The 26,278-nt window shown below is 39.5% G+C and carries 22 protein-coding genes; 21 read left to right on the plus strand and 1 reads right to left on the minus strand.

Annotated elements, in window-relative coordinates; all coding sequences use genetic code 11:
• Positions 1-2 precede the first annotated feature (2 nt).
• From BMW61_RS00590 to BMW61_RS00635, 10 genes are all read left to right on the plus strand, one after another.
• Positions 3-1,079, plus strand: a complete 1,077-nt coding sequence (locus BMW61_RS00590; RefSeq protein WP_091819398.1) for a hypothetical protein — start codon at positions 3-5, stop codon at positions 1,077-1,079.
• Between the two features lie 184 nt (positions 1,080-1,263).
• Positions 1,264-1,788 carry an adenine phosphoribosyltransferase gene (locus BMW61_RS00595; RefSeq protein WP_022759876.1) on the plus strand — a complete coding sequence of 175 codons (525 nt, stop codon included), beginning with the start codon at positions 1,264-1,266 and terminating at the stop codon, positions 1,786-1,788.
• A gap of 22 nt (positions 1,789-1,810) precedes the next feature.
• Positions 1,811-4,090 carry a RelA/SpoT family protein gene (locus tag BMW61_RS00600; RefSeq protein WP_026497561.1) on the plus strand — a complete coding sequence of 760 codons (2,280 nt, stop codon included), beginning with the start codon at positions 1,811-1,813 and terminating at the stop codon, positions 4,088-4,090.
• Between the two features lie 58 nt (positions 4,091-4,148).
• A complete protein-coding gene (locus BMW61_RS00605; RefSeq protein WP_026497560.1) occupies positions 4,149-4,838 on the plus strand; it encodes an MBL fold metallo-hydrolase in 690 nt (229 codons plus the stop codon).
• Between the two features lie 15 nt (positions 4,839-4,853).
• The gene (gene hemZ / locus BMW61_RS00610) at positions 4,854-6,389 is read left to right on the plus strand and encodes a coproporphyrinogen dehydrogenase HemZ (RefSeq protein WP_091819399.1); all 1,536 of its coding nucleotides are present in this window, start codon (positions 4,854-4,856) and stop codon (positions 6,387-6,389) included.
• A gap of 77 nt (positions 6,390-6,466) precedes the next feature.
• Positions 6,467-7,801, plus strand: coding sequence for an MATE family efflux transporter (locus tag BMW61_RS00615; RefSeq protein ID WP_242876566.1), 1,335 nt, complete (start codon positions 6,467-6,469; stop codon positions 7,799-7,801).
• 24 nt (positions 7,802-7,825) lie between these two features.
• Positions 7,826-8,491 (plus strand): TVP38/TMEM64 family protein, encoded by a 666-nt coding sequence (locus BMW61_RS00620; protein ID WP_139176152.1) that lies wholly within the window; start codon positions 7,826-7,828, stop codon positions 8,489-8,491.
• 129 nt (positions 8,492-8,620) lie between these two features.
• Positions 8,621-9,259, plus strand: coding sequence for a type I phosphoribosyltransferase (locus tag BMW61_RS00625; RefSeq protein ID WP_022759880.1), 639 nt, complete (start codon positions 8,621-8,623; stop codon positions 9,257-9,259).
• A gap of 156 nt (positions 9,260-9,415) precedes the next feature.
• On the plus strand, positions 9,416-10,096 hold the full coding sequence (locus BMW61_RS00630) for a DUF6553 family protein (RefSeq protein ID WP_091819400.1): 681 nt from the start codon (positions 9,416-9,418) through the stop codon (positions 10,094-10,096).
• A 6-nt stretch (positions 10,097-10,102) separates the two neighbouring features.
• Positions 10,103-11,410: a hypothetical protein gene (locus tag BMW61_RS00635; protein ID WP_091819401.1), complete on the plus strand. Its 1,308-nt coding sequence runs from the start codon at positions 10,103-10,105 to the stop codon at positions 11,408-11,410.
• Between the two features lie 12 nt (positions 11,411-11,422).
• Here BMW61_RS00635 and BMW61_RS00640 read toward each other — a convergent pair whose 3' ends face one another.
• Positions 11,423-12,010: a hypothetical protein gene (locus BMW61_RS00640; RefSeq protein ID WP_091819402.1), complete on the minus strand. Its 588-nt coding sequence runs from the start codon at positions 12,008-12,010 to the stop codon at positions 11,423-11,425.
• A gap of 197 nt (positions 12,011-12,207) precedes the next feature.
• Here BMW61_RS00640 and BMW61_RS00645 point away from each other — a divergent pair, with 197 nt between their 5' ends.
• From BMW61_RS00645 to BMW61_RS00695, 11 genes are all read left to right on the plus strand, one after another.
• The gene (locus tag BMW61_RS00645; protein WP_022759884.1) at positions 12,208-12,525 is read left to right on the plus strand and encodes an ArsR/SmtB family transcription factor; all 318 of its coding nucleotides are present in this window, start codon (positions 12,208-12,210) and stop codon (positions 12,523-12,525) included.
• Between the two features lie 21 nt (positions 12,526-12,546).
• Positions 12,547-12,762, plus strand: coding sequence for a cation transporter (locus BMW61_RS00650; protein ID WP_026497553.1), 216 nt, complete (start codon positions 12,547-12,549; stop codon positions 12,760-12,762).
• Positions 12,763-12,793: 31 nt separating this feature from the next.
• A complete protein-coding gene (locus BMW61_RS00655) occupies positions 12,794-14,716 on the plus strand; it encodes a heavy metal translocating P-type ATPase (protein ID WP_091819403.1) in 1,923 nt (640 codons plus the stop codon).
• The gene (locus BMW61_RS00660) at positions 14,697-16,652 is read left to right on the plus strand and encodes a serine hydrolase domain-containing protein (protein WP_091819404.1); all 1,956 of its coding nucleotides are present in this window, start codon (positions 14,697-14,699) and stop codon (positions 16,650-16,652) included. Before BMW61_RS00655 ends, BMW61_RS00660 begins: the two co-directional genes overlap by 20 nt.
• Before the next feature lie 2 nt (positions 16,653-16,654).
• Positions 16,655-17,479: a purine-nucleoside phosphorylase gene (locus BMW61_RS00665; protein WP_091819405.1), complete on the plus strand. Its 825-nt coding sequence runs from the start codon at positions 16,655-16,657 to the stop codon at positions 17,477-17,479.
• A gap of 167 nt (positions 17,480-17,646) precedes the next feature.
• Complete coding sequence (locus tag BMW61_RS00670; protein ID WP_091819406.1) at positions 17,647-18,954, plus strand: amidohydrolase family protein; 1,308 nt, start codon at positions 17,647-17,649, stop codon at positions 18,952-18,954.
• Between the two features lie 12 nt (positions 18,955-18,966).
• Complete coding sequence (locus BMW61_RS00675) at positions 18,967-20,658, plus strand: MutS-related protein (protein ID WP_091819407.1); 1,692 nt, start codon at positions 18,967-18,969, stop codon at positions 20,656-20,658.
• Positions 20,659-20,693: 35 nt separating this feature from the next.
• The gene (gene rnhA / locus BMW61_RS00680) at positions 20,694-21,182 is read left to right on the plus strand and encodes a ribonuclease HI (protein ID WP_091819408.1); all 489 of its coding nucleotides are present in this window, start codon (positions 20,694-20,696) and stop codon (positions 21,180-21,182) included.
• A gap of 178 nt (positions 21,183-21,360) precedes the next feature.
• A complete protein-coding gene (fsa, locus tag BMW61_RS00685; protein WP_022759892.1) occupies positions 21,361-22,014 on the plus strand; it encodes a fructose-6-phosphate aldolase in 654 nt (217 codons plus the stop codon).
• A gap of 177 nt (positions 22,015-22,191) precedes the next feature.
• A complete protein-coding gene (locus BMW61_RS00690) occupies positions 22,192-25,311 on the plus strand; it encodes a bifunctional diguanylate cyclase/phosphodiesterase (protein WP_091819409.1) in 3,120 nt (1,039 codons plus the stop codon).
• Between the two features lie 4 nt (positions 25,312-25,315).
• Positions 25,316-26,275: an ROK family protein gene (locus BMW61_RS00695; protein WP_091819410.1), complete on the plus strand. Its 960-nt coding sequence runs from the start codon at positions 25,316-25,318 to the stop codon at positions 26,273-26,275.
• The last annotated feature ends 3 nt before the right edge of the window (positions 26,276-26,278 follow it).

Consider the following 26,278-nt stretch of genomic DNA (forward strand, 5'->3'; position numbering starts at 1 on the left):
TTATGAAAAAACGTGGTTTAAAAGCTTTAATAGCCGGTTGCATAATTGGAATGCTTCTTACGGGATGCGGCTCGGGATTCCCTGAAATGACTGATGAGGAACATGATCAGATTGTTCAGTATGCGGTAAGCGTTTTAATGAAAAATTCCAATAACGGAGTTGAAAAGCTTTCATCTTTAAGCTCTCTTGAACTCGAAAAGCAAATGCAAAAAGAGGATAGAGAGGCTAAAAAGGCAGCGCGAGATGCTGAGAATGCTGAAAAGATTGCCAATATGCCTGAGGATCCGGAAGAGGAAGAAGGTAATGATGATTCCGGAGAGGCACTGACAGTAGATGAAAGTCAGACTGCGACTGAGCTTGCACAAACTGAGGAACCATTGCAAAATCCCGAGGTAGATGATGAGGGTGAACAATTAAATAATGATACTGCTCCCGAAACTGATGACGGTAACACTGAAAATAAAGATGATATTGACTCTCTTCTTGAAAAGTTCGGAGATGATCTTGATGCGGGAATAGAAAACGCCGGACTTGAAACAGAAACAAAGCCGGAGGAAGAGACTCAGGATACCGCGGAACCTTTGCCTGAAGATAGTAGTAATACCGAAATTACAACTGAACAAAGTAGCGAAAATGATGCTCCTTCCACAGAAGCCGATAAGACTGTTGATGGTATGAGACAGGAACTGTCAAAGGGAATTTTCCTTACCTATTCAGGCTATAGTGTAGCTGGGACTTATCCTGATAATGATGATATTTTTGTTATAAATGCTACACAGGGTAAGAAACTTCTTATTCTCAATTTTAGACTTGCAAATACGAGCGGTATGGATGTTTCCGTGGATATGGAAAAGGCAAATCCCCATTTCCAGGTCATTTTGAATGGTACAAATGTCGGATATACCAATGTTACTATGCTTGATAATGATCTTAGTTCCTACAAGGGAACAATCCCTTCCGGCGCTAAGCTCAGTATGGTGCTTATAAAGCAGATGGATGCATCAAAGCTAAAAAATGTTGAATCTATTGGGCTTATAGGTGATATGGGAACAGAGACGATTCAGTTTAATCTTGAATAATTTTATAATTTTAAAGAGTAATGAACCCCGAAATATTATATTCTGATATTTGGGGTTCTTTTTATACAAAACAGAGCTTAAAATTTTATGAATATTGTATAAATTTTTCTTCATTACCCCACATTTCGTGATATACTTATTTAGTTATAATAATTTATAATTTTCATTACGATGAGGTGAAAATATGAAACAGTTAAATGATTATGTTAGAACTATACCTGATTTCCCTGAACCGGGAATTATGTTTCGCGATATTACCACAGTAATTCAGGATCCTGACGGACTTCAGCTTGCAATAAATGAGATGCAGGATCTTGTAAAGGACCTTGATTTTGATGTTGTTGTAGGTGCTGAATCCAGAGGATTTATTTTCGGAACAGCTCTTGCATATAATCTTAAAAAGGGATTTGTCATGATTCGCAAAAAGGGTAAACTTCCTTGCGAGACAATTTCCGAGGATTATGAACTTGAGTATGGCACAGCTACACTTGAGATACATAAGGATGCTATCAAACCCGGACAAAAGGTTATTATTGTTGATGACCTTATTGCAACAGGTGGTACTGTTAAGGCTATGATCAAAATGATCGAAAGACTTGGCGGTGAAGTTGCCGGCGTCCTGGTATTGTTGGAACTCAAGGGCCTTAATGGAAGAGAAGCTCTTGGCGATTACAAGCTTTATTCAGCACTTGCGTACGAAGGAAAATAATATTTTTTAATGGGATGTAAATATGGGACAGACAGAATTTGATGATGGCAAAATTGAAGCGATAGACGAATTTCAGTCTCCCGAAGCCCTCTACAAAGGGCTTATTTCCCGTGTCCGCAGATATCATCCATCTGATGATATAACTTTGATTGAGAAGGCTTATCAGGCAGCGTTCGAGGCTCACAAGGAGCAGCGACGCAAGTCTGGTGAGCCTTATATTATTCATCCTCTTTGTGTATCAATTATCCTTGCCGATCTCGAAATGGATAAGGAGACAATTGCTGCAGGACTTCTTCATGATGTCGTAGAGGATACCATTTATACCAAGGAACAGGTAGAAGAGCAATTCGGCGCTGATGTAGCACTTCTTGTTGATGGTGTTACAAAGTTGCAGGGATTGGAACTTTCCGGTGACTATGCGACCAAAACTCCGGATCAGATGGAGCTCCAGGCTCAAAATCTCAGAAAAATGTTCCTTGCTATGGCAAAGGATATCCGAGTAATCCTTATTAAGCTTGCAGACAGACTTCATAACATGCGTACCTTAAAGCACATGCCGGAAGTTAAGCAGCAAAGAATCGCACAGGAGACGCTGGACATTTACAGCCCGATTGCCGGACGACTCGGTATAAGTAAGATCAAGATTGAACTGGATGATCTTTCATTAAAATATCTCGAGCCGGACATCTACTATGATCTCGTAAAACGTGTTGCTCAAAGAAAAATCGAGCGAGAAAAGTATGTGGATGAAATTTGTGCTGAGGTTAGACAGCACATAGCCGACGCAGGAATTCCCGGAGAAGTAAACGGAAGAGTTAAGCACTTTTTCAGCATATACAAAAAGATGCATAACCAGGGCAAATCGCTTGAGCAGCTCTATGATCTGTTTGCTGTAAGAATCATCGTAGGATCCGTAAAGGATTGTTATGCGGCACTTGGTGTTATCCACGAGATGTATAAACCAATTCCGGGAAGATTCAAGGATTATATCGCCATGCCTAAACCCAATATGTATCAGTCATTGCATACGACACTTATTGGCGCTACCGGCCAGCCCTTCGAGATTCAGATCAGAACATATGAAATGCATCGCGCCGCTGAATACGGTATCGCTGCACATTGGAAATATAAAGAGGCTTCTGACGGAAAACATGTTGAGGGCCAGGAAGAAGAGAAGCTCACCTGGCTTCGCCAGATTCTTGAGTGGCAACAGGACATGTCAGATAATCAGGAGTTCATGAACCTCTTAAAGAGTGATCTAAACCTGTTTTCAGAGGATGTATATTGCTTCACGCCGAATGGTGAAGTAAAGAATCTTCCTGCAGGTTCAACTCCTATCGATTTTGCCTACAGCATTCACAGCGCTGTCGGTAATAAGATGATCGGAGCCAAAGTTAACGGAAAGCTTGTGCCCATTGATTACAGAATTCAGAATGGTGACAGAATAGAGATCCTTACCAGCCAGAATTCCAAAGGACCAAGCAGAGACTGGCTCAGCATTGTCGGCAGTACTTCGACAAAAAATAAAATAAATCAGTGGTTCAGACACGAGTTTAAAGAAGAGAATATCAATAAAGGTAAGGAACTTCTTGTTGAATATTGTAAATCCAAAGGTATTGATATTTACAATATCATGAAGCCTGAGTACCAGAATCTTATAGTGAGAAAGTACGGTTTCCACAGCTGGGATGCTGTAATGGCTGCTATCGGACATGGTGGTCTTAAGGAAGGTCAGGTTGTCAATAAGATCCTCGAGCTGTATGAGAAGGATCACAAACAGAACATGACCGACGAAGAAGTTCTTGCGGCTGTTGCTGAGTCCAGTGTCACACCAAGAATCAGCAGCTCAGGAAGTGCCATTATTGTTAAGGGAATCCATGATGTAGCTGTCAGGTTTTCAAAGTGCTGTAATCCTGTTCCGGGAGATCCGATTGTAGGATTTGTTACCAGAGGACGAGGAGTATCAATCCACAGAAAGGATTGTATCAATGTCCGCGCTATGCAGAATGAGGACAGAACAAGACTCATTGAAGCTAAGTGGGAAAGCCATGCTCTCGGCGAAAAGTATGTAGCTACTATCAACATATTTGCCAATAACAGATCAGGACTTCTTGCTGATGTATCCCGAGCTCTCACTGAGAAGAATGTAGATATTCTCTCAATGAATACCAGGACAAGTAAGCAGGGACTAGCTACAATGGAGACTTCATTCCAGGTATCAAGCAGAGAAGAGCTGGGTGAGATTGTTGATAAGATAAGAAATATTGACAGTGTTATTGATATCGAGAGAACCACCGGCTAAGCCTTCCCCCATTGGGGAAGGTGTACGAAGTGCCGGATGAGTTCAGAAAGGTAAAAAGATGTCAAATAAAGAAATAGGAACTGCGGCAGTTGGATCAATGTGCCTTGGAATGGTACAGACTAACTGCTATTTTGTTTATAAGGAAGATGGTAAAGATCATAGTGAAAATGCTCCGGTTACAGATGAAAATGATCTTACGCCGGTAGTTTTTTTTGATCCTGCCGATCTCGGAAAACTGATATACGAAAAGTTAAAAAATCATGGATTTAAGGTAGATGCTATCTACCTTACTCATGCACATTTTGACCATATAGGCGGTGTTGATGAACTAAGAAAGCTTTCTGGAGCTAAAGTTTTTATCTATGAAAAAGAAAAGAGACTTTGCGAGGATCCTGATTATAATCTTTCCAGTCAATTCGGAGAAAATTTAACTGTTAAACCTGACAAGTATCTATGTGACGGGGATGAGTGTGAGGCTGCCGGTTTACGATTTAAACTTATTGCTACGCCCGGACATACAGAAGGCAGTTGCTGCTATTATTTTGAAGAAGACCATATTCTGATTAGCGGTGATACGCTATTTGAAGGCTCTGTCGGAAGAACGGATTTTCCCGGAGGATCTATGTCTACACTTGTCCGTTCATGTCATGAAAGGTTATGGGGGCTTCCGGATGATACAGAAGTGTTCCCCGGACATGGACCTTCAACAACAATAGGTTATGAAAAAATGAATAATATGTATTTATAAGGTTTTAGGTTAGTTATGATTCAGGTTTTGATAAATAAAGATAAATTTAAATACGATATACATTCACTGGTTAAGGCTTTCTATCCAAAAGAGGATGTGAGTGTTCTTACTTTTGATGAGCTGAGTTCTAAGGGTGATAATGAAAATATTCTTTTCAAAATTGAGATTATTCTGGAAGAGGAAGCCGGAAAAATCTCGATGAAGATTATTCATAGTGATGGAGTTTGTAAGGAAGCAGAAACAGTATGCGATATTGCTTCGAATGGTGTAAGCGGCAACGAAGAAAGCGCTGAGGTTAGCAGTGAAAGCTCTACAAACGGAAGCACGGCTTCTCTATCAACACCCAAGAATTCATTAAAGCAGATGATGTATAGGGAGCTTTCCCATGAAATAGGTCATGAGCTTCCCTGGGGATCACTTACCGGAATAAGACCTACAAGAATTCCGATGCAGATGCTTGAATCCGGAAAGAATGAAGCTGAGATTAGAAAATATATGCAGGAGACATTCTTTGTATCTGATGAAAAGACTGATCTGGCCTATAATATTGCACTCAGAGAAAAGAAAATCCTTGATGATATCAACTATGAAAATGGATACAGCATATATCTTGGAATTCCCTTTTGCCCTACCACTTGTCTTTACTGTTCATTTACTTCTTTTCCTATAGTTACATGGAAAAAGAAGGTAAGTGATTATATAAGTTGTCTCGAAAAAGAGATTGATTATGTGGCAGAGACCTTTCAAGGAAAGGTTGTTAATTCCGTCTATATCGGAGGCGGTACACCTACAACTCTTGAACCTGATGAGATGACAAGACTAATCACTTATCTCAGAGAAAAGTTAGACCTATCCGAGTGCAGAGAGTTTACCGTTGAATCCGGCAGACCTGATTCCATTACCAGAGAGAAGCTTCGTGCAATGAAAGAGTGCGGAGTTGACAGAATATCCGTTAATCCCCAAACGATGAGCGATGAGACTCTTAAACGTATCGGAAGAAAGCATACCGTTGAGCAGTTCATAAATGCATATAACATGGCCAGAGAAGAAGGCTTCGACAATATAAATATGGATATCATACTTGGTCTTCCGGGTGAAACTGAAGCTGACGTTGAACATACAATGCAGGAAATCATAAAGCTTAATCCGGATGATCTTACCGTACACAGTCTATCCGTAAAAAGAGGATCAAGACTTGCGGAGCATATAAGAAACAATGGTTTCTTTGTTGCAGGCGATACAGGAAGAATGATGGAGATAGCAAAAAAAGGTGCTGCAAAGATGGGGCTTACACCTTACTATCTCTATAGGCAGAAAAATATATCCGGTAATCTTGAAAATACCGGATATGCTCGTGAAGGCAAGGCCGGTATTTACAATATTCTTATGATGGAGGAAGTCCAGTCAATAGTAGCATTGGGGGCTGGAACCGTAACCAAGAGAGTTTACGGTGATGGTAGAATTGAGCGTTGTGACAACGTCAAGGACGTCACACTCTACATGAATAATATTGATGACATGATTGAGAGAAAAAAGAGTTTGTTTACATAGTAATGCCTTCCCCCTATGGGGGAAGGTGGCATGAAGTGCCGGATGAGGGGGTATAAGAAAAGGAGCGTTTCATTAAAGTGCAACAGAACAGATACGACATGATGACAACAACACCGGTTCCAAAGCTTATTCTGAAAATGGCTGTTCCGACCATTATAAGCATGTTGGTAACCGGTATATATAACACTGCTGATACCTTTTTTGTAGGAAAAATATCAACACAGGCGACTGCTGCCGTGGGAATAGTTTTCACGGTTATGGCCCTTGTTCAGGCTACAGGCTTTTTCTGCGGACATGGTTCAGGAAATTTTCTATCCAGAATGCTTGGTGCAGGGAAGACCAAGGAAGCAAATGAAATGGCATCAACAGGATTTGCTCTTGCTATAATTCTCGGAATTATAATTGCCATTGTTGGTAATATTTTTGTTGATGATATAGCAATGATGATTGGTTCTACACCGACAACCCTTGAGGACACCAGAAAGTATATGAGAATCATTCTTATCGGTGCTCCTTTTATGACAGGACAGTTTGTTATAAACAATCAGCTCAGGTTTCAGGGTAGTGCTGTGTATGCCATGGTAGGACTGATGTGCGGCGCCGCTATGAATATGGTACTGGATCCCCTTCTTATTTTTGTATTTAACATGGGAGTGACCGGTGCGGCGGTTGCAACAATTATGGGACAGATTACCAGCTTTATAGTTCTACTTGTCGGAAGCAGCAAGGGCGAAAATATAAGACTAAGCTTTAAAAATATACATATTAACAGCTATTACATTAAAGAGATAACCAATGGTGGTGCGCCATCGCTTTTCAGACAGGCTCTGGCGGCAATTGCGTCTCTGTTGATGAACAAGGCGGCAGGAACCTTCGGCGGGGATGCAGCTATTGCAGGAATGTCAGTGAATACAAGAGTTATGATGATGATGTCCTCAGCGCTTATTGGATTTGGACAGGGTTACCAGCCTGTATGCTCATTTAATTATGGAGCAGGGCTAAAAAAGCGTGTTAAGGAAGGGTATTTTTTCTGCGTGAAGTATTCCACAATCTTTTTATGTATAGTCGGAGCTGTCTGCTTTTATTTTGCTCCGCAGATTATAGCTGTTTTCAGGGATGATCCCGAAGTTATAGCAGTAGGTTCTGTGGCCCTAAAATGGACTTCGGCGACAATACCACTTAGCGGATGTATAGTAATGACAAATATGATGCTTCAGTCAATTGGACGAGGCGTTAAAGCTTCAATTATGGCCTCTTGCAGAAATGGAATTTTCTTTATTCCCATGATTTTATTACTACCACAACTGTTTGGCCTTTTCGGAGTAGAAATAACACAGGCAGTTGCTGATATTTTTTCGATTTTAGTGTCGATTCCCATGGCCTATTCAGAGATAAGACATTTTAAAGAGTAAACTATTTGTAAGGATTTTTCTGATTTGAAAAGAAAAGATTTAGTTCGAAGAATTTTGATCATTACCTTCATAGTATTGTTTTTGCTCGCAGTTTATTTCTTTGTGGGCAGACCAATGATTGATTTTGTCGGTAATCCGGATGAACTAAAGCAATATATAGAGTCTAAAGGAATAAAAGGACTTTTGGTATTTTGCTTTCTTGTGATGATACAGACAATGTCAACTTGTATTCCCGGGACACCGTTCTATATGGGAGCAGGTTATGTCCTTGGTGGTTTTAAAGGAGCACTATTATGTGATGCCTCAGCAACGGCAGGAAATACAATTGCTTTTTTAATCGGAAGAAAATTTGGCAGAAAGTTACTGGAGAATCTGTTTTCAGAAAAGAAGATAGAATCTGTGGAGAAGTATATAAAAAAAGGGAACCCTAAGCTTATACATATAATGTTTATGCTTCTTCCGCTTCCTAAAGACACCTATGCCTGGTTTGGGTATTATTCCGAGGAAAGTGTATTTCTATGGATCCCTCTTACTTTTATAGCGAGATTTACTCATATTTTTATATATTCCTTTGGCGGTAATAAGATTCAGGAGAAGCAATATGGTGTTCTTATTCTTGGAGTAACCATTGCAGTGATTGTTTATGCCGTAATTTTTCTAAAGATGCATAAGGCAAGAAAAGGTGACTAATAATCTAAAATTTGTATAAATAATTCACTAATTTAAGAATATTATCTTCTTTGTTATGTTATTATGTTTATGTGAATCTTTCCTTTAGGATCGCTAAACATATTGAAAAATTTTCAAGGAGGAGGAATTATGCAAGGCTATACCAAGATTGAGTATTCGAGAAATACTGATGTAATTCTTCGTAACACCAAGGGACATTTTATTACCCCTAATGCACATGTTAATTACTTCATTGACCTGTGTGATACCAAGGCCAGAATGAAGGAAGCAAGAGCTGCCGGTGAGTCGCTCGCTGAGTTCTATATTGCGTCAGAAGTGATTGATACAATTCTTTGCCTGAACGGTATGGAAGTTGTTGGATCTTACCTTGCTGATTCACTTACAAGAGCCGGGGTTATTTCCAAGAATGCACATAAGACGATGTATATCACAGGTCCCGAGTATAACGTAAACGGACAGATCATGTTCAGAGATAATAATAAGCACATGATCACTGACAAAAAGGTTCTCATTTTGTCTGATTCAGTAACCACCGGTGGTATGCTTAAGAGTGCTCTTGATTCCGTAAGGTTCTACCAAGGTGAGGTTGTCGGAATTGCCGCTTTCTTCTCTGTAGCTACTCAGATAGAGAATTATCCGATAAGGTCGCTTTTCTCATCAAGAGAGCTTCCTGATTATGCTTGCTATCCTCCGGATGGATGCCCGCTTTGTAAGGAAGGCCATCCCGTTGATGCTATATGTAACGGCTTTGGTTATTCTACTTTATAAAAACAAATTGATAATATACGTAATCCCCGGATTAGTGTCCGGGGATTTTTTATGTCATGATAGATAGTAAATTACGTCAAATATGTTAGAATATAAGACATGTCAAAAATGATGAATAACATTTTTTGATCACGTGCTAATTGGTAGAGGACATATATGCTTAGGAATACAGATATATATAATGACAGTCATCAAAGAGATATAAATAATTATCATGAGATTGAGGATATTGCAGAGAGGAGAGATTACCTTCTGTCTGTAATTGCAGGGACAGATGAAATCCATGAAGCAGCAATAAAGTATAACTGTTTAAATCCGCCGGCATCAGCAGACGAGGCTGCTATGCGAATTCAGGTGCTTGACCACAGATATGAAAATAAAGGTGGCCAGTGGATTGACAGATATATGCATGCATTTATGATGCTTCTGACTATGAACAGAGCATCGGGAATAAGCCTTTTTAACAAGAAAAGAAAAGCTCAATGCGCCGGTTACCTGTCAGAGCTTGGATTGGTTGATAATGCAGCGGCAAAAGAGGAAGATTATCTTTCATTGCAGCTTGAGGAATGGGTTGACTTTGCGGCAAGTTACATTAAAGTCTGCATAAATGATAAAACCTATGGCTCTGCTTTTGGTGGTATGATCCACATGCAGGATAAGGATGCGGCTATGAAGGTTATATCTGATATAGATACAGCATTATATGAAATTCCTATGGATTATGAACTGACTGAAGAAGCGAAGCCACTATATAAGATTTTCAAGGAAACTTACTGCAGACTATTGGAAAGCGGTACATCCTTGTGGCAGGAATATATGAATGGAAAGGATCACTGATTTATAATGATACACCGTCTGGTTGATATTTTTAAAACCGGCAAATTAGTTCACAAGCTATTTTCAGCTATTGGAATCATCGCATATTACATCATATGGGTAAGAGTCTGGTTTTCATTAACTATGTTTATTTTACAAAAAGTGGCTGATTATATAGATGCAGCATTTCCGATGATTGTGCTGGGAACAATACTTATACCTTTAATGGTGTTTGGGCCATTTTATGTCTACCAATTACAGGACATAGGTCCTTCTTATACAAAGAGAAATGACATTTTATCCTCTAACGGACAAGAGGTATTTACCGAAGAATTTGGAAAACTTCCTCATTTTGATAAAATGCTTGGAAGATCTCATATAGTTAAAGTCCTTAAAAATGAGAAGTTCCATAATTATACAACTAGAAACGGAACCAAATTAAAACATATCAAGATAAGTGACAGCGATAAATGGATATGCATTTTAGGGGGATATCTCCCTGTTGACCTTATTTGTGGATATAACAAGTCACATAATGCTCTCTACACGATGGATGGAATAGCTATAATACTTCCGGAGAAAGCAAGAAAAGATACTATTAGTAGTGAGATAGAGACCTTCTTCGAAGAAAGAGGGAGTTATTATACGCAGGTACCGCCCAGAGCCGGTACTGAATTTAATACTGCTATCAGAAGAGACAGGTCAGAGCTTTCAAAAGCCGATTGGGGCAGAGCCCGCTATTTGTGGGAAAAAGCGATGGTCAGCAGAGAGGACAGCTATTGGAAAAATAACTCAAAAGCACATAAATACAGACCTGTTTCCAAGGAAAAAGGAATCGATACTACAATATTTGAACGAGTGCTTTCTGATAAAGAAATCGAAAGAACTGCAACAGCGGTCAGAAATAAGAAGGTTGATCTTTCGTTTTATCTGGATTTTAAGGTTTATAAGAACGAATACTGTGTTTGCAACGCAGTTGAATTATTGGACAATCTCCATTATTTAAACAGTAGTGAGGGTATAGACTTTTTATTTGACTGCCTCTGTGATGTAGATGAGGCATATTTTACTATGGCCATAGAACTTTTAAAAAAATATCCTAGAAAGTCATTGGAAGAAAAGCTTGAAATTTACTCAAAGAATGCTTATGATTCCGGAGATGCTCAAAAACTGGCAGGTATGATGTATCTGGCAAAAGAAATCGAATATGAGATTCCTTTTATCAAATTGCTTAAGGGAGAAGAGACAGATCCTGCCGGATTCGAAATAAATGAAGCGGCTTTATATGGAAGTGAACAGGCTCAGCAATTTGTAATGACAAAGCCCGGAGCATAAGCTGTATAAAGCTTAATTGGAGTATGCTATCAGAACTCCTTCTATTCCTAAATCGCATAGAATTATATTATCTGCAGGTATGTTTGTTTCTTCAACATACCTGTTTTTGTATTCTTCCAAGGAAAGGGAGCTTTTTATACTGAAATCAGGGCAGGAGTCAGCATATCCCGGTTTTAGCTTATCGGCTTTGGGGATATATTCTTTTATGTAATGATTATAGATATCATCAGGAGATGCGCAGAGCCATAAGCAGTAGTTAAATCGAGAGGTAAGTTTATTTACAACGCGTCTTAGCTGATCGTTTTTTATTGAATCTATTATAGGAAAACCCGTAGTTTTAATTTCATAGACAAGGTTAGCCAGAAGTCTGTAATCACGATGTGACAAAGATGATGAATAGTGGTTGATAATAAAGTCACACACTTCATATTTGCCGCAGCGCATTATCTCGGTGGTGACAACATCTATAGGATCACGTTTGTCTGTAGAAAGCGCACTTATTTCGGGAAAGAGTGTATTGTCACGATAGCCCTTTCCTGAATCTAAGATTAAACGTGCTTTATTCGTAAGATATTCATATCTATTTGAAGTTTCATTCATAAAACAAGTCCCATAATTCCTTCAAAAATCTATTTAATAAATTTTATCATGTTTTTTTGAAAAATATTTAAAAGTAGTGTTGACATATAAATTCGATGGGGGTATATTTAAATCGACATATGAACAAATGCTCATATGTAATATATAATAAATTTTTGGAATACATTATAAAATATACAGAAAGGAGACCGGAACCGATGACAAAACTATCATGTAATCTGGATGAATTGCCGGATGAGGAAGAAATGTACGATCTCGCTGAACTGTTCAAAGTTTTTGGCGATTCAACCAGAATCAGAATATTGTTTGCCTTATTTGTGTCTGAATTCTGTGTGAATGATCTTGCTGAAAATCTTGGAATGACGCAATCGGCTGTATCACACCAGCTGAAGATTCTTAAGATGAACAGCCTTGTAAAGAGCAGACGTGAAGGCAAGCAGATGTACTATTACCTGGCAGATGATCACGTTAGAACTATTATTTCAATGGGACGTGAACATATAGAAGAAAAATAAAAAGAAAAGAGGAAAAAAATCATGAAAAAAACCTACAAATGTGAAGTTGACTGTGCTAACTGTGCTGCAAAGATGGAAGAAGCAATTAATAAGATTGATGGTGTAAAGAGTGCCAGAGTTAATTTCATGACCCAGAAGCTTACACTTGAAGCCGATGATGACAAATATGCAGAGATTCTTGATGCAGCAGTTAAGGCATGTAAAAAGGTTGAGCCTGATTGTGAAATCGAAATCTGAAAATACTACATAATATGAAAGCGTGATCATTATGACTAAGAAGATGAAGAAAACCAGAAATAGAATAATAGGAGTACTTATTGCTTTTATAATACTCCTTATAGTAGAGCATATGGGAGCCTTTGAAACATTTCCATGGTATGTCAGCTTTGTGATATTCCTTATTCCATATCTTGTAATCGGATATGATGTCCTCCGAAAGGCATTTATAAATATATCCCACGGACAGGTTTTCGATGAGAATTTTCTTATGATGATCGCCACCTTTGGAGCATTCGCCATCAGTGAATATACAGAAGCTCTTGCGGTTATGCTGTTCTATCAGATTGGTGAGCTTTTCCAGAGCTATGCAGTCGGAAAATCAAGAGCATCTATTACAGAGCTCATGAGTATTGCTCCTGAGTATGCAAATGTAATTCAGGATGATGGAGAGGCTGTAGAAACTGATCCAGAGGAAGTTGGGATCGGAACAATGCTTCTGATAAAGCCCGGTGAGAAGATTCCGATAGATGGTGTTGTTACTGAGGGAGAATCTTTTGTAGATACTTCTGCAATAACAGGTGAGTCAGTTCCAAGAAGAGTTTCAGAGGGCGAAGAAGTAATAAGCGGATGTGTTAATAAGGACAGTGTTCTGAAAATACGCACAACTAAGAATTATGAGGATTCAACAGTTTCTAAGATTTTGGAGCTTGTTGAAAATGCAAGTAACAAAAAATCAAGGATGGAAAACTTCATCACTCGTTTTGCGAAATATTACACACCTGTTGTTACAATCGGAGCGGTTCTTCTTGCAGTAATACCGCCACTTCTCGGAATCATGCCTTTTTCTGATTCAATAAAAAGAGCATGCATTTTCCTTATTGTATCCTGTCCTTGCGCGCTTGTGATTTCTGTGCCGCTTGGCTTCTTTGGAGGCATTGGTGCAAGCTCTAAGATGGGAATACTTGTAAAGGGCAGTAACTATCTTGAAGCAATTGCGGAGGCAAGTACTCTGGTTCTTGATAAGACAGGAACCATTACAAAGGGGGAATTCAAGGTTTCTGAGATAATTCCTGCTGCAAATCTTTCAAAAGAAGAGATTGTTTGCCTCGCTGCAGGTGCTGAGAAATTTTCAAACCATCCTATTGCCAGATCAGTAATTGAGTATCATGAAGAACTTCATAGAAATAATAGTTCTCTTACTGACGACAATACTGAGCTCACTGATATTAAAGAAGTTCCAGGACATGGCATTACTGCAAAGCTTGGCGCTGAAGATATTTATGTAGGAAATGCAAAACTTCTTAAGAGCAATAATATTGAATTTAAGGAATCAGACTTGCCGGGAACCATTATTTATGTGGCTAAAGGAAAACTTTTTGTTGGAACAATCATAATATCTGATACAATAAAAGAAGGCGCGGCAGAGTCTATATCCAAAGCTAAAAGAGCCGGTGTATCACAGGTGATTATGCTGACAGGTGACAATGAAGATACAGCTATGATTGTTGCCGATAAGGTTGGAATAGATAAGGTATTTGCACAGCTTTTGCCCGCAGATAAAGTGGAAAGAGTTGAGAGCCTTCTTGATGAAAACAAGAACGGAAAGGTAGCCTTTGTCGGGGATGGTATAAATGATGCTCCTGTTCTTATGAGAGCGGATGTCGGAATCGCCATGGGAAGCATGGGGTCAGATGCAGCTATCGAAGCGGCGGATATTGTCCTTATGGATGATGATATAGGTAAAATTTCCGCAGTTATACAGATAGCCAGAAAAACACTCAGAATCGTCAAGGAGAATATTGTCTTTGCTCTTTTCGTAAAAATATTGATACTGTTTCTTGGAGCTCTTGGATTCGCAACCATGTGGATGGCTGTATTCGGAGATGTCGGTGTAGCAGTTCTAGCGATTCTCAATTCCATGAGAGCCATGAAATGGACGAAAGAGGACATGAATGGCAAAGTCAGAGCTTGAAGTTATCCAGCTTTTAATGAAACTTATCGGGCATAAGACCGGTGAGATCAGCAAGGTTACTTATACTCCTCAGAAGATGGCTTTCCCTATGGATTCGGAGGGAGAGACTCATCTTCCAAGATCCACACCTGAGGAGCAGGGTGTAGACAGTGCTTTTATAGAGAAGCTTTTTAATAGTCTCTATGAAAACAACAGCTGCCATATGCACAAAATAATGGCAGTTCGAAACGGACATGTTATCGGAGAATGTGCTTTTAAGCCATTTGATATGGACTATTGGCATGTTACTCATTCTATGTGTAAAAGCGTAACGGGAATGGCAATAGGCCTTCTTATCTACGAAGGAAAAATTAAATTAGACGACAAAGTTGAAGATATATTCGGCAGAACGGGGCCTCTTCAGTATTTCTTTTCAAAAGGACTTACTGTAAGACATCTCCTCACCATGAGTAGCGGCGTTGAATTTAATGAGGCAGGTTCTGTATATTCAAATGACTGGAGAAAGCAATTTCTCGAATCTCAGACAAAATTCACTCCCGGTTCTGCTTTTGAGTATAATTCAATGAATTCATACATGCTCTCAGCAATTGTGACCGAGGTTACAGGCGAGAGCATGTTTGATTATCTAAAACCGAGACTTTTTGAACCTCTTGGAATTAAGAGAGTATTCTGGGAAAGCTGTCCGCAGAATATCACAAAAGGCGGATGGGGATTATATCTTCGTATTGAGGATATGGCCAAACTTGGACAGCTATATTTGAATAATGGAAAATATGACGGTAAGGAAATTTTACCTGAAGAGTGGGTTAGAGACGCAACTTCTATGCAGATAGCAACAGGCGAGGTGACTTCTCCCGGTTACGGATTCCAGCTCTGGAACAGCAGTTCCAGACTTGGTGCCTATACCTTTAACGGAATGCTGGGACAGAACGTATATGTATTCCCGGACATCAACATGATGGTGGTAACAAATGCAGGAAATGAAGATCTGTTTCAGAAGGGTAATATGTCCGGTACAGTTCATAAACTCATGTCTGAAGCTGAAGTTTCTGATGAACCAATACCTGTTACAAAAGAGGTTCTGGCAAAGCAGAACAGCCTTAAAGAATTCATAAGAAGTGCAGAGGATCATCCCGAATGCAGGACAAGTATCGCGGGTGGCGGTTGGAACAAGAAGAAAAAGCGCAGCACTTATGGTATGAGCCCTAAATTCAGATATCTTCTAATGAAATGCCTTGATGGAGTTTCATACGATATGGACGATGAAGGTGTCGGTTTTATGCCGCTTCTCGTTCAGGTTATGCATAACAATTACACTGACGGTATAAAATCAGTTGGTTTTAAGCTGGATGGTCGAACAGGTGCATTTTTCCTGCTTATTAAAGAAGGCGATACAACGCATGAGATAAAATGCGGTTTTGATGGATACAGGGCAGTAACAGATATAGATGAGCATGGTGAAATCTATACTATTTCTGTTGTGTCAGAATTCTCTATAGATGAATATGGCAGACCTGTTCTCAGGAATGAGTTTTATCTGATGGAGGATTCTACTGCGAGAGTTATGAATATATATCTTGGTAAGAGAGAACCGCTTCAGCATGATACATGTTTTGCATTCGGAAAAGTGAAACCACCTAAAAATATAGGCATAAGGTTTGATGAAATTCCTGGTAGTGGAATGCTTGTTGATATTCTTAACCAATTCGGTCATCTTGATGTTGGTAAAGGCATGAGTGGTTTTGTGATAAACAGACTTTCTGATTACGGAGCGATTGATGCGCTTATACTTGCCATAAGAGATACGGTAAGACCGAAACTGCACGGCAGAATACATGACAAACAGGAACCCCTGGAGTATGATAGTAATGGTAGAACTTTGACAGATACAGAAGCTTTCGCCGATGAAGATGATGCAATAATGGAGGATGATTAAATATGGCAAATGCAATTTACGAAAAAGTAAACAACTGCGTTGAGGCAATCAGAAAGGTTACTGATTTTAAGCCCAGGGTTGCAATTACGCTTGGTTCCGGACTTGGTAATTATGCAGAGCAGATTGATATAAAATGTGAGATATCTTATTCCGATATTCCCGGTTTTCCTATTTCTACCGTTCCCGGGCATGCAGGAAAATTTATTTTCGGATATGTGGGAGATGTTCCGGTTGTATGTATGAAGGGAAGAGTTCATTACTACGAAGGATATGATATCAACGATGTAGTTCTTCCCGCTAGGGTTATGAGACTTCTCGGTGCCGAGATTCTTTTCCTTACAAATGCAGCAGGTGGAATAAACTATACCTTTGATTGTGGTGATCTCATGCTTATAGCTGATCACATTTCTGTTTTCGTACCAAATCCGCTTATCGGTCCCAATATTGAGGAATTTGGAACCAGATTCCCGGATATGTCCTGTGTTTATGATAAGCAGCTTAGGGATATAATACAGCAGACTGCTCTGGAAAATGCCATTCCTCTTAAACAGGGTATTTATGCTCAGCTCACAGGACCATCTTTTGAAACACCTGCCGAGATCAGAATGCTTAGAGTTCTCGGAGCTGATGCTGTCGGTATGAGTACTGTTGTGGAAGCCCTTGTAGCTCACTATATGGGTATGCGTGTATGCGGTATTTCATGTATCAGCAACCTTGCAGCCGGAATGAGAGAGAAGCCTCTTTCTCATGAGGATGTACAGGAAGCTGCTGATAAAACAGGACCGCTGTTTGAGAAACTTGTAACAGAGTGTGTGAAGAAATTTTAAGGACCTCATCCGGCACTTCGTGCCACCTTCCCCTAAAGGGGAAGGCAGATGATATAGCCTTCCCCCTCTGGGGGAAGGTGCCTGCAAAGCAGGCGGATGATATAGCCTTCCCCCTCTGGGGGAAGGTGCCTGCAAAGCAGGCGGATGAGGGTTAATGGGGTGAATAAATGAGGATTAGATTTTATAATGCCAGAATTCTTACTATGAGAGAAGGACAGGAAATCTTTGAGGGTGAATTGTGGACAAGCGGTGACAGAATTATTTACTGTGATACCACTGATCAGATTGAAGAATATTACAAGGAAAATCCCGGTGCAATGCTGGTTTTTGACAGAGAGATTGATTGCAAGGGAAATCTTCTCATGCCTGGCTTTAAGAATGCACATACGCATTCAGCCATGACTCTTTTAAGGTCGAGAGCGGATGATTTGCCGCTTGCGGATTGGCTTAATAATGCGATTTTTCCTGTGGAGGCAAAGCTTACAGCAGAAGATATCTATTATCTTACTAAGCTTGCAGTGCTTGAATATGTAAGCGGCGGAGTCACCGGTATATTTGATATGTACCTTACGCCCGAATCCATAGCTGATGCCTGCAGAGACACCGGAATGCGTTGCGTTCAGGTTGGCGCTGTTAATAATTTCAGCCAGTCTCCTGAGCTTGTTGAGGAAATGTACAACAAGCTTAACGGACGTGATGAATATAATTCATATATTCTTGGATTCCATGCTGAGTATACATGTACCAAAGAATTACTTCAAAAAATTGCAGATCTTGCGCATAAGTATAAGGCGCCTGTTTTCACTCATATTTCGGAAACTGCACATGAGGTTGCTGAATGCAGAGAGAGATACAATATGAGTCCTGTTGAATTCCTGGACAGCCTGGGAATGTTTGACTATGGCGGAGGCGGATACCACCTTGTACATACCGATGAGAAGGATATGGATATTTTGAAAAAGCGCGGAATGTTTGTGGTAACAAATCCCGGTTCAAATACCAAGCTTGCTAGTGGAATCGCTCCGATAAACGACTATTTGAAGAAGGGAATTCCGGTGGCTATCGGAACGGACGGACCCGCAAGCAACAATGCCCTTAGCATGTTCAGGGAGATGTTCCTTGTTACCGGTCTTGGAAAGCTTCGCGAAAATGATGCTGCATGCATTGATGCCATGGACGTTTTAAAGATGGCTACAGTAAACGGCGCTCATGCTATGGGACTTAATGATGCAGATGTTCTTGATGCCGGAAAGCTTGCTGATATCATTATGCTTGATTTGAACAAGCCTAATATGCAGCCTATAAATAATATTTGCAAGAATATCGTCTACAGCGGGTCTGATTCAAATGTTATTCTGACTATGATTGGCGGTATCATTCGCTATGAAAAAGATGAATTCAATATAGGAGTAAGTCCTGAAGAAATATATAAAAAGGCTTCTGAGATAAAAGTAAGAATAGATAAAGAATTATAAGATGAGGACTCTATGACCGGAGCTTATATATTGGGGATAATAGCTTCATTTATTGCGGCTGTTTTTCTCATTGGATTGCAAAACAGAAAAAATGAAGAGAGATCATTTAAAAAGAAGTGCGCAGACGAATATGGTGCTGCGCCTTCGTCTCGTATAAAGAGACAAAGAGCTGATGTTAGCGGATATTATAAGTCGGCCGAAAAGAAATTCAGTATAGATGATATTACCTGGAATGATCTTTCCATGAATGAGGTTTACGACAGAATAAGCTATTGCGAGACTTCATCAGGAGAAGAGTATCTTTATTACTTACTAAGATGCCCGCAAACCTTCGATAATGGCACTTTTAATAAGCTTGAAAATGAACTTGCGGCTTTATCGAAGGATGAAAGCGAAAGAATTCATTTGAAGGAAACCCTGCATTGCATTGGAAAAAGCGGTAAGTATTCAATCTATGATTATCTGCCGCTTATTGATAAAAATTCTGCAGGATCCAATCTTGTCCATGTGTTGATGCTTATATTAATGGTTCTTTCTGTACTTTTGATGAGCTTCTTTAATTTCACTCTAGGATTTTTGATTCTAATTATTGCATTTGCAGTAAATATGGTCACCTATTTTAAGATTAAATCAGCGCTTGCACCTTATCTTATGACTTTTTCTTATGTCCTTAGACTCATGAAGGGTGGAGAGGCTTTAGCTCTGACGGAAAGTGATATTTTCAAAGATGATATCAATAAAATAAAGGAATGTGTCTCAAAGCTTAAAGGCTTTTCAAGAGGCTCCTGGATTTTGTCCAAGGGGTATGGAGCAACCGGCAGCGGAAATCCTTTTGACATAATAATGGATTATGTCAGAATGCTTACCCATATTGATCTAATCAAATTCAACAGCATGTATAAGAAACTTAAGCAGGAGATACCAAGTGTCCAGAAACTGACCGAAATTATCGGATATATCGACTCTGTCATATCTATTGCATATTTTAGAGCGTCTGTTTCCGAATATACTGTGCCGGAACTGATGGAAAATCACGGCGAGTATCAGATCGAAAACGGCAGGCATCTGCTTATGGATAACCCTGTTCCTAATTCCTTTGCTGCTAAAAAGGGATTTTTGATAACCGGTTCCAATGCTTCGGGCAAATCAACTTTTCTTAAGATGTGTGCAATAAACAGCATAATGGCTCAGACCATTCATACCTGTACATGTACTTCATATAAAGCTCCGTTTTACAGAGTATTTACCTCAATGGCGCTTAGGGATGACCTTACTCTGGGAGACAGCTACTATATGGTTGAAATTAAGTCATTAAAGAGAATCCTTGATTCTGCAGCGTATGATGGGGATCCGGTTTTGTGCTTTATTGATGAGGTTTTAAGAGGAACAAACACAATTGAGAGAATTGCTGCGTCCTCAAAAATATTAGAATATTTTGCTTCACACAAGGAAAGGGTTTTGTGTTTTGCTGCCACCCACGACAGAGAACTGGCAGAGGTTTTACATGATCACTTTGAAGTACATCATTTTGAGGGTGACATGGAGAATGGCGATGTTACATTTGATTACAAACTAAAGGCAGGTCCTGCCACAAAAAGAAATGCAATAAGCCTTCTTAAGTCCATAGGGTATAATGATGATATTGTTTGTGAGGCAGAGTCAATGGCTAAGCGATTCGAAGAGCATGGTTTATGGACTCTTTAAAGTATAAAATAATAAGCAATGCGGAGATTTAAGAAATGAAAGTTACTATTTATTCAGACGGTTCAGCAAGAGGTAATCCTGACGGACCGGGGGGCTACGGAACAGTAATTCAATATATTGACGGTAAAGGTGTACTACATGAAAAGGAGTTAAGTGCCGGCTATGATAAGACAACCAACAATCGAATGGAGTTGATGGGTGCAATCATGGGACTTGAAGCGCTTAACCGCCCCTGTGAGGTTGACCTTTATTCGGATTCAAAGTATGTTATCAGCGCTTTCAATGAAAACTGGATATCCGGATGGTTGAAAAAGAACTGGAAAAAATCTGACGGAAAGCAGGTTAAGAACGTAGAACTATGGAAACGCCTTCTTGATGCGGTAAATAAACATAATGTCACCTGGCATTGGGTAAAGGGACATGACGGGCATCCTGAGAATGAGCGATGTGATACACTTGCTACCACGGCGGCCGACCAGGAACCCGGGGCCTTGCTTCATGATGATGGAGGAGCATTAAGGTAACCCCTCATCCGCCCTCCGGGCACCTTCCCCCCAAGGGGAAGGCTTTTATGGCAATAATTGAAAATAAGTGAGCATAATCTGCTTTGTAAAATTTATAAGATGTGTTATGATTTTTAACGGTTGAAAAATATATTTAATCAAATGCTTAAGAATAATCTTAAGCGGAATGGAGTGTATTATGAAATTCTTCTTGGATACTGCTAATGTTGAGGACATTAAAAAAGCAAATGACATGGGTGTTATCTGCGGTGTTACAACCAACCCTTCTCTTATTGCCAAAGAAGGCAGAGACTTTAATCAGGTTGTTGCAGAGATCGCATCTATCGTAGACGGACCTATCAGCGGCGAAGTTAAGGCTACAACAGTTGATGCCGAGGGCATGATCAAAGAGGGCCGCGAGATCGCTAAGATTCACAAGAATATGGTAGTTAAGATTCCTATGACAGAAGAGGGTCTTAAGGCTTGCCATACACTTGCAGCTGAAGGCATCAAGATTAACATGACTCTTATCTTTACAGCTAACCAGGCTCTTCTTGCAGCAAGAGCAGGAGCTGCTTTCGTAAGTCCTTTCCTTGGAAGACTTGATGATATAAGCACAAGAGGTACAGACCTTATTTCTGAGGTTGCTCAGATATTCGACCTTCACGGTATTGATACTGAGATCATCGCTGCATCTGTTCGTCATCCTATGCACGTTACAGATTGCGCACTTGCAGGTGCTCACATCGCTACAGTACCTTATGGTGTTATCGCACAGATGGTTAACCATCCTCTTACAACAGCCGGAATTGAGAAATTCCAAAAGGATTACAAGGCTGTATTTGGTGAATAATCTATAATATGCTTTAAAATGCCTTAATAATAGCGCTTTGGATATTCATAGTAGTATCCAAAGCGTTTTATTTTTATTTTTATTTTTTTAACATTTTTTTATAAGCGATTAATAGTTTTGTCCACCCCTGTTTGTTAACATAAAATAGTAGAATACTGAAAAGGAACTGGTATTAGTATGGCAAAAATTGAAGGCGAGGGGCTTCCATCAGACCTATACCAGAAAGATGAATTTTTAAATATCATTAATTCAAAAGCGGAAAACGATGAGCTTTCGGCTTCTTTTTGCTGTGTATTTTTCGATATCAAAGGCTTTAGATCATATTATATGAATAATGGCTTTGATGAAGGCTATCAGGTTCTTGTATTTCTGAAGAATAAGATAAGAGATTCATTTCCTTTGGACATTGCATGCAAACTAGATGATGGTGAGTTTGTTGTTGTAACCGATATTGATGATATTGAGAGATTTATTTCCAGAATTCAGCGAGATTTCGATGAGGTTTATATACATACAGGAATGGATCTTCATGCAGGAATTTATTACATTACTGCTGAGGATAATATAGCTGAGGAGATAATTGAAAAAGCAGTGCTTGCGTGCTCATCCGGCGATTCTGTTGGAAATGGCATCTTTAAGTATAATAGTGAGAATATAGACGATGAGATATTGATGAAGCATTATGTGGTTCATCATATCGAAGATGCAATAGAGAATGGCGAAATATCAATTGCTTATCAACCTGTTTTCCATACACTGTCAGGTAAAGTGTGCGGTAATGAAGCTTTGGCAAGGTGGAATACAACAGAATACGGTGTTTTGATGCCAAAAGATTTCATCTCAGTATTGGAGCATTCGAAAAAGATATACCTTCTGGACAGCTTTGTAATAAAACAGGTTTGTAAAGACCAAAGTAAAATCAAAAAAATCGGCATGGATCCGCTTCCTGCTTCAATTAATCTTACAAGGCTTGATTTTGCACTTGCGGATATTGCGGATCTTTTAGAAACAGAGCTTGCAAAATATAAGCTTCCTAAATCTTTAATAAGAATTGAAATCAGCGAGGCGGAAATAACCAATGATAAAGATGGTATAAAGGCTGAACTTGAAAGACTTAAGGATCATGGCTTTAGCGTGATATTCGATGATTTCGGAAGTGAGTATTCTTCCTTGCATATTCTTAATGATATGCCTTTTAATGCTGTCAAAATAAACAGTAATTTCTTATCTGGATATAAAGATGATGTTAAGCCAAGAGTTATGCTTAAGAATATCATCAATATGTCGAAGGAACTTGGCATCCAAACGATAATGGGCAGTGTTGAGGACGAAAAGATTCTTGATTTCCTTAAGCAGTCCGGATGCGAACAGTCTCAGGGACATCTATATAGTGAAGCTCTTAAAATGTTTGATTATCCGATTGAACAATTCCCTCATCAGTTCGAATCGGATGAGGAGACTGTTTTTTATGATGCCATAGGAAAAGTGAATGTGCTATCACAGACACCTATGCAGGATATAGGCAGATTTGATCCGGACAATGCTTACTACAATCACAGACCTATCGCGATATTTGAATTTGACGGCAAAATCCTTAAGCCACTCATGTGCAATAATGACTTTTATGATATTTTCAAGCTCTTGTTTACAAATGATGTAAAAACGATTCAGGAGCTGTTTAATACGCCTGCAATAATTTTCTCAAAAGATATAAAAATGCTTGCATCACAGTGTGTGCAGGATGATGAAATACATTCCATGGAATTTGTTACCAGTAACGGTTTTAACAGGATAATGCTAAGGAAAATCACGCAGAGTAAGTCACTTGGCAAGACAGCTATTTTGGCAACTGCAGAGATCATGACAGAAAATGATGCGGGCACAAGAGTAATGCAACTCAACTCGTATCTTAAGTTCCTCTATATGATTTATAACCGTGTGGATATTGTATCTGTCGTTGATGATACCTTTGAAACTGTTTATGAAAATACTGCCAGATACAGCCAGAAGATGAAGAAAGGCAGTTTCTCTGATGCAATAAAGAAATTTGCGGATGAAGCAATTTATAATGAGGACAGAACGGATTTTATAGAATTTTATAATCTGAACAGCCTTGATGAGAGGATCAGTGAATACGGGACAAATCATATAACGGATTATTTCAGGACAAAGGATATAGACGGCGAATATGACTGGCTTATGTATCTGCTTATTCCAATTGTCTCGGAAGGAAACAGAATGTTTATCATGTGCTCAAGAACGCTTGACGCTGAGCGCATGAGAAAGCTTCCTGATATAAGTCAGAGTGGTTCTGAATATTATGACATGCCAAGCGATCCGACATTCCTTTTGCTTGCAAGTGATGCTTTTACGGAGACACTTGGATATGGTTCATTTGAACAGTTTATCAGGAACACCTTTTACCTTGAAGCTAATCTTACCGAAGATAAGACGGTATATATGCATCTTGGACAGACCGGTCTTATTTCTGATTTTGGGGAGACGGGCTATATACAGCTTCCTTTTGGAGAAGTTACAAGGAGCATGGTATTTTCACAAGCTGAACCCGAAGAACATGAAAAGATGTACGAGTTTTATAACAGAGACAGACTTCTGAAAGAATATGAAAACGGAAATACCTCAGGACGAATAGTATATCTTGAAAAGACCGGTTCAAGTGAAAAACCCAGGTATCAGAATGCATGTTATCAGATCAGAAGAAACAGGCAGGATGATGGTGTGCATATTTATATTCTTAAATATGATATTGATCAGTTTAAGAGAACAAATGAAACTATACGCAACCTTGCTGAGAGAGATACTTTGACAGGTCTGTTCAATCGTATGACCATCGGTAAGGTTTATGAAGCGTTTATCTCTGACCCGGAGACAAAGAGTCTGGCTATGATATTGCTTGATCTTGATTTCTTCAAGCAGATAAATGATAAGTATGGTCATCATTGTGGCGATAAGGTACTTCAGGATGCTGCAAACCGTATGCAGAACGACCTTGGCAGCGATGTGTATCCTTCGCGAATCGGTGGTGATGAATTCCTTGTTATAATAAGAAATCATACTGACAAAGAGGTTGATGCAGCGCTGAAAGCCTTCTCAGAAGCGGAAAAGACAGTTGATTATAACGGTGAAAAAGTAAAATATACGATGTCTGTTGGATATGCTGTATACCCTGAAGACGGAAAAGCGTATAATGATTTATATAGAAACGCAGATAATGCACTTTACTTTGTGAAGGAAAACGGCAAAAACAACTATGGGAAGTACGATAAACGGAGGTAGTGAGATGTCTGGTAAGTATAATATCTGTCTTGATATCGGTGGAACAAAGATTCTTGGAGCTATTTTCAATGAGAGGAAGGAGATTGTTTATCGACTTAAGAAAAAGACCAAGGAAGCCGGTGACGATGCAGCTAATGTTGAGAAAATGATCATTAGCGTAGTTGAAGACATGATTAAGGATTCCGATATTAAGAAGAAGGATTTTAATGCCATTGCAGCTGGCGCTCCCGGTGTTATTGATCAGGGCTCCGGTATAATTCTTACTTCGCCCAATCTTCCCTGGACAAATTATGACATCAAATCCTCAATAGAGAAGAAGTTTGATATTCCGTTTTTTATCGGCAATGATGTAAATGTCGGTGTTCTCGGTGAATGGAAATATGGTGTTGCGAAGGGCTATAAGAATGTAGTCGGATTCTTCGTAGGAACCGGTATGGGCGGCGGGCTTATTCTTGATGGGAAGATGTTTACGGGAAATAAATATAAAGCTGCGGAATATGGTCATATGATTCTTGATCCCGAAGGTCCTCTTTGTGGTTGTGGACAGAGAGGATGCCTTGAGGCCTTTTCAAGTAAAAAGGGCATGAGCGCTTATATCATGCAGCAAACTGCAAGAGGACGTAAGAATATGCTCTCAGAGACCATTGAGAATGGTGTGTTTAAGAGTAAAAACTTAAAGAAAGCAATTGCTGCCAAGGATCCGGTTACACTTGAGGCGGTTGACAGAGCATGCCATTATCTTGCTGTAGCTACCGGCAATATGATTAACACTATAAGCCCTGACATAGTTGTTTATGGCGGCGGTGTTATGGAAGCAGTTGGTGACTTCTTTATGGAAAAAATCCTGGCTGAGGTAGATCGCTACTGCATGCCTTCAATCAGAAGCACTGTTGAACTTAAAAAAGCAGCACTTGGAGATGATTCCAATATCTATGGTGCTCTTGCTATGATAGAGGATAACTGAGAT

This window comes from Butyrivibrio sp. ob235, from assembly GCF_900109475.1.
In the GTDB taxonomy this organism is placed as follows: domain Bacteria; phylum Bacillota; class Clostridia; order Lachnospirales; family Lachnospiraceae; genus Butyrivibrio.

Excerpts from the sequence above, each read along its gene's own strand:
- BMW61_RS00660 (WP_091819404.1), top strand. The coding sequence starts at position 14,697 with ATGGCAAAGTCAGAGCTTGAAGTTATCCAGCTTTTAATGAAACTTATC.
- rnhA (WP_091819408.1), top strand. The coding sequence starts at position 20,694 with ATGAAAGTTACTATTTATTCAGACGGTTCAGCAAGAGGTAATCCTGAC.
- BMW61_RS00695 (WP_091819410.1), top strand. The coding sequence starts at position 25,316 with ATGTCTGGTAAGTATAATATCTGTCTTGATATCGGTGGAACAAAGATT.
- BMW61_RS00625 (WP_022759880.1), top strand. The coding sequence starts at position 8,621 with ATGCAAGGCTATACCAAGATTGAGTATTCGAGAAATACTGATGTAATT.
- BMW61_RS00650 (WP_026497553.1), top strand. The coding sequence starts at position 12,547 with ATGAAAAAAACCTACAAATGTGAAGTTGACTGTGCTAACTGTGCTGCA.
- hemZ (WP_091819399.1), top strand. The coding sequence starts at position 4,854 with ATGATTCAGGTTTTGATAAATAAAGATAAATTTAAATACGATATACAT.
- BMW61_RS00590 (WP_091819398.1), top strand. The coding sequence starts at position 3 with ATGAAAAAACGTGGTTTAAAAGCTTTAATAGCCGGTTGCATAATTGGA.
- BMW61_RS00670 (WP_091819406.1), top strand. The coding sequence starts at position 17,647 with ATGAGGATTAGATTTTATAATGCCAGAATTCTTACTATGAGAGAAGGA.
- BMW61_RS00605 (WP_026497560.1), top strand. The coding sequence starts at position 4,149 with ATGTCAAATAAAGAAATAGGAACTGCGGCAGTTGGATCAATGTGCCTT.
- BMW61_RS00645 (WP_022759884.1), top strand. The coding sequence starts at position 12,208 with ATGACAAAACTATCATGTAATCTGGATGAATTGCCGGATGAGGAAGAA.
- BMW61_RS00690 (WP_091819409.1), top strand. The coding sequence starts at position 22,192 with ATGGCAAAAATTGAAGGCGAGGGGCTTCCATCAGACCTATACCAGAAA.
- BMW61_RS00595 (WP_022759876.1), top strand. The coding sequence starts at position 1,264 with ATGAAACAGTTAAATGATTATGTTAGAACTATACCTGATTTCCCTGAA.
- BMW61_RS00635 (WP_091819401.1), top strand. The coding sequence starts at position 10,103 with ATGATACACCGTCTGGTTGATATTTTTAAAACCGGCAAATTAGTTCAC.
- BMW61_RS00630 (WP_091819400.1), top strand. The coding sequence starts at position 9,416 with ATGCTTAGGAATACAGATATATATAATGACAGTCATCAAAGAGATATA.
- BMW61_RS00655 (WP_091819403.1), top strand. The coding sequence starts at position 12,794 with ATGACTAAGAAGATGAAGAAAACCAGAAATAGAATAATAGGAGTACTT.
- fsa (WP_022759892.1), top strand. The coding sequence starts at position 21,361 with ATGAAATTCTTCTTGGATACTGCTAATGTTGAGGACATTAAAAAAGCA.
- BMW61_RS00665 (WP_091819405.1), top strand. The coding sequence starts at position 16,655 with ATGGCAAATGCAATTTACGAAAAAGTAAACAACTGCGTTGAGGCAATC.
- BMW61_RS00640 (WP_091819402.1), bottom strand. The coding sequence starts at position 12,010 with ATGAATGAAACTTCAAATAGATATGAATATCTTACGAATAAAGCACGT.
- BMW61_RS00675 (WP_091819407.1), top strand. The coding sequence starts at position 18,967 with ATGACCGGAGCTTATATATTGGGGATAATAGCTTCATTTATTGCGGCT.
- BMW61_RS00600 (WP_026497561.1), top strand. The coding sequence starts at position 1,811 with ATGGGACAGACAGAATTTGATGATGGCAAAATTGAAGCGATAGACGAA.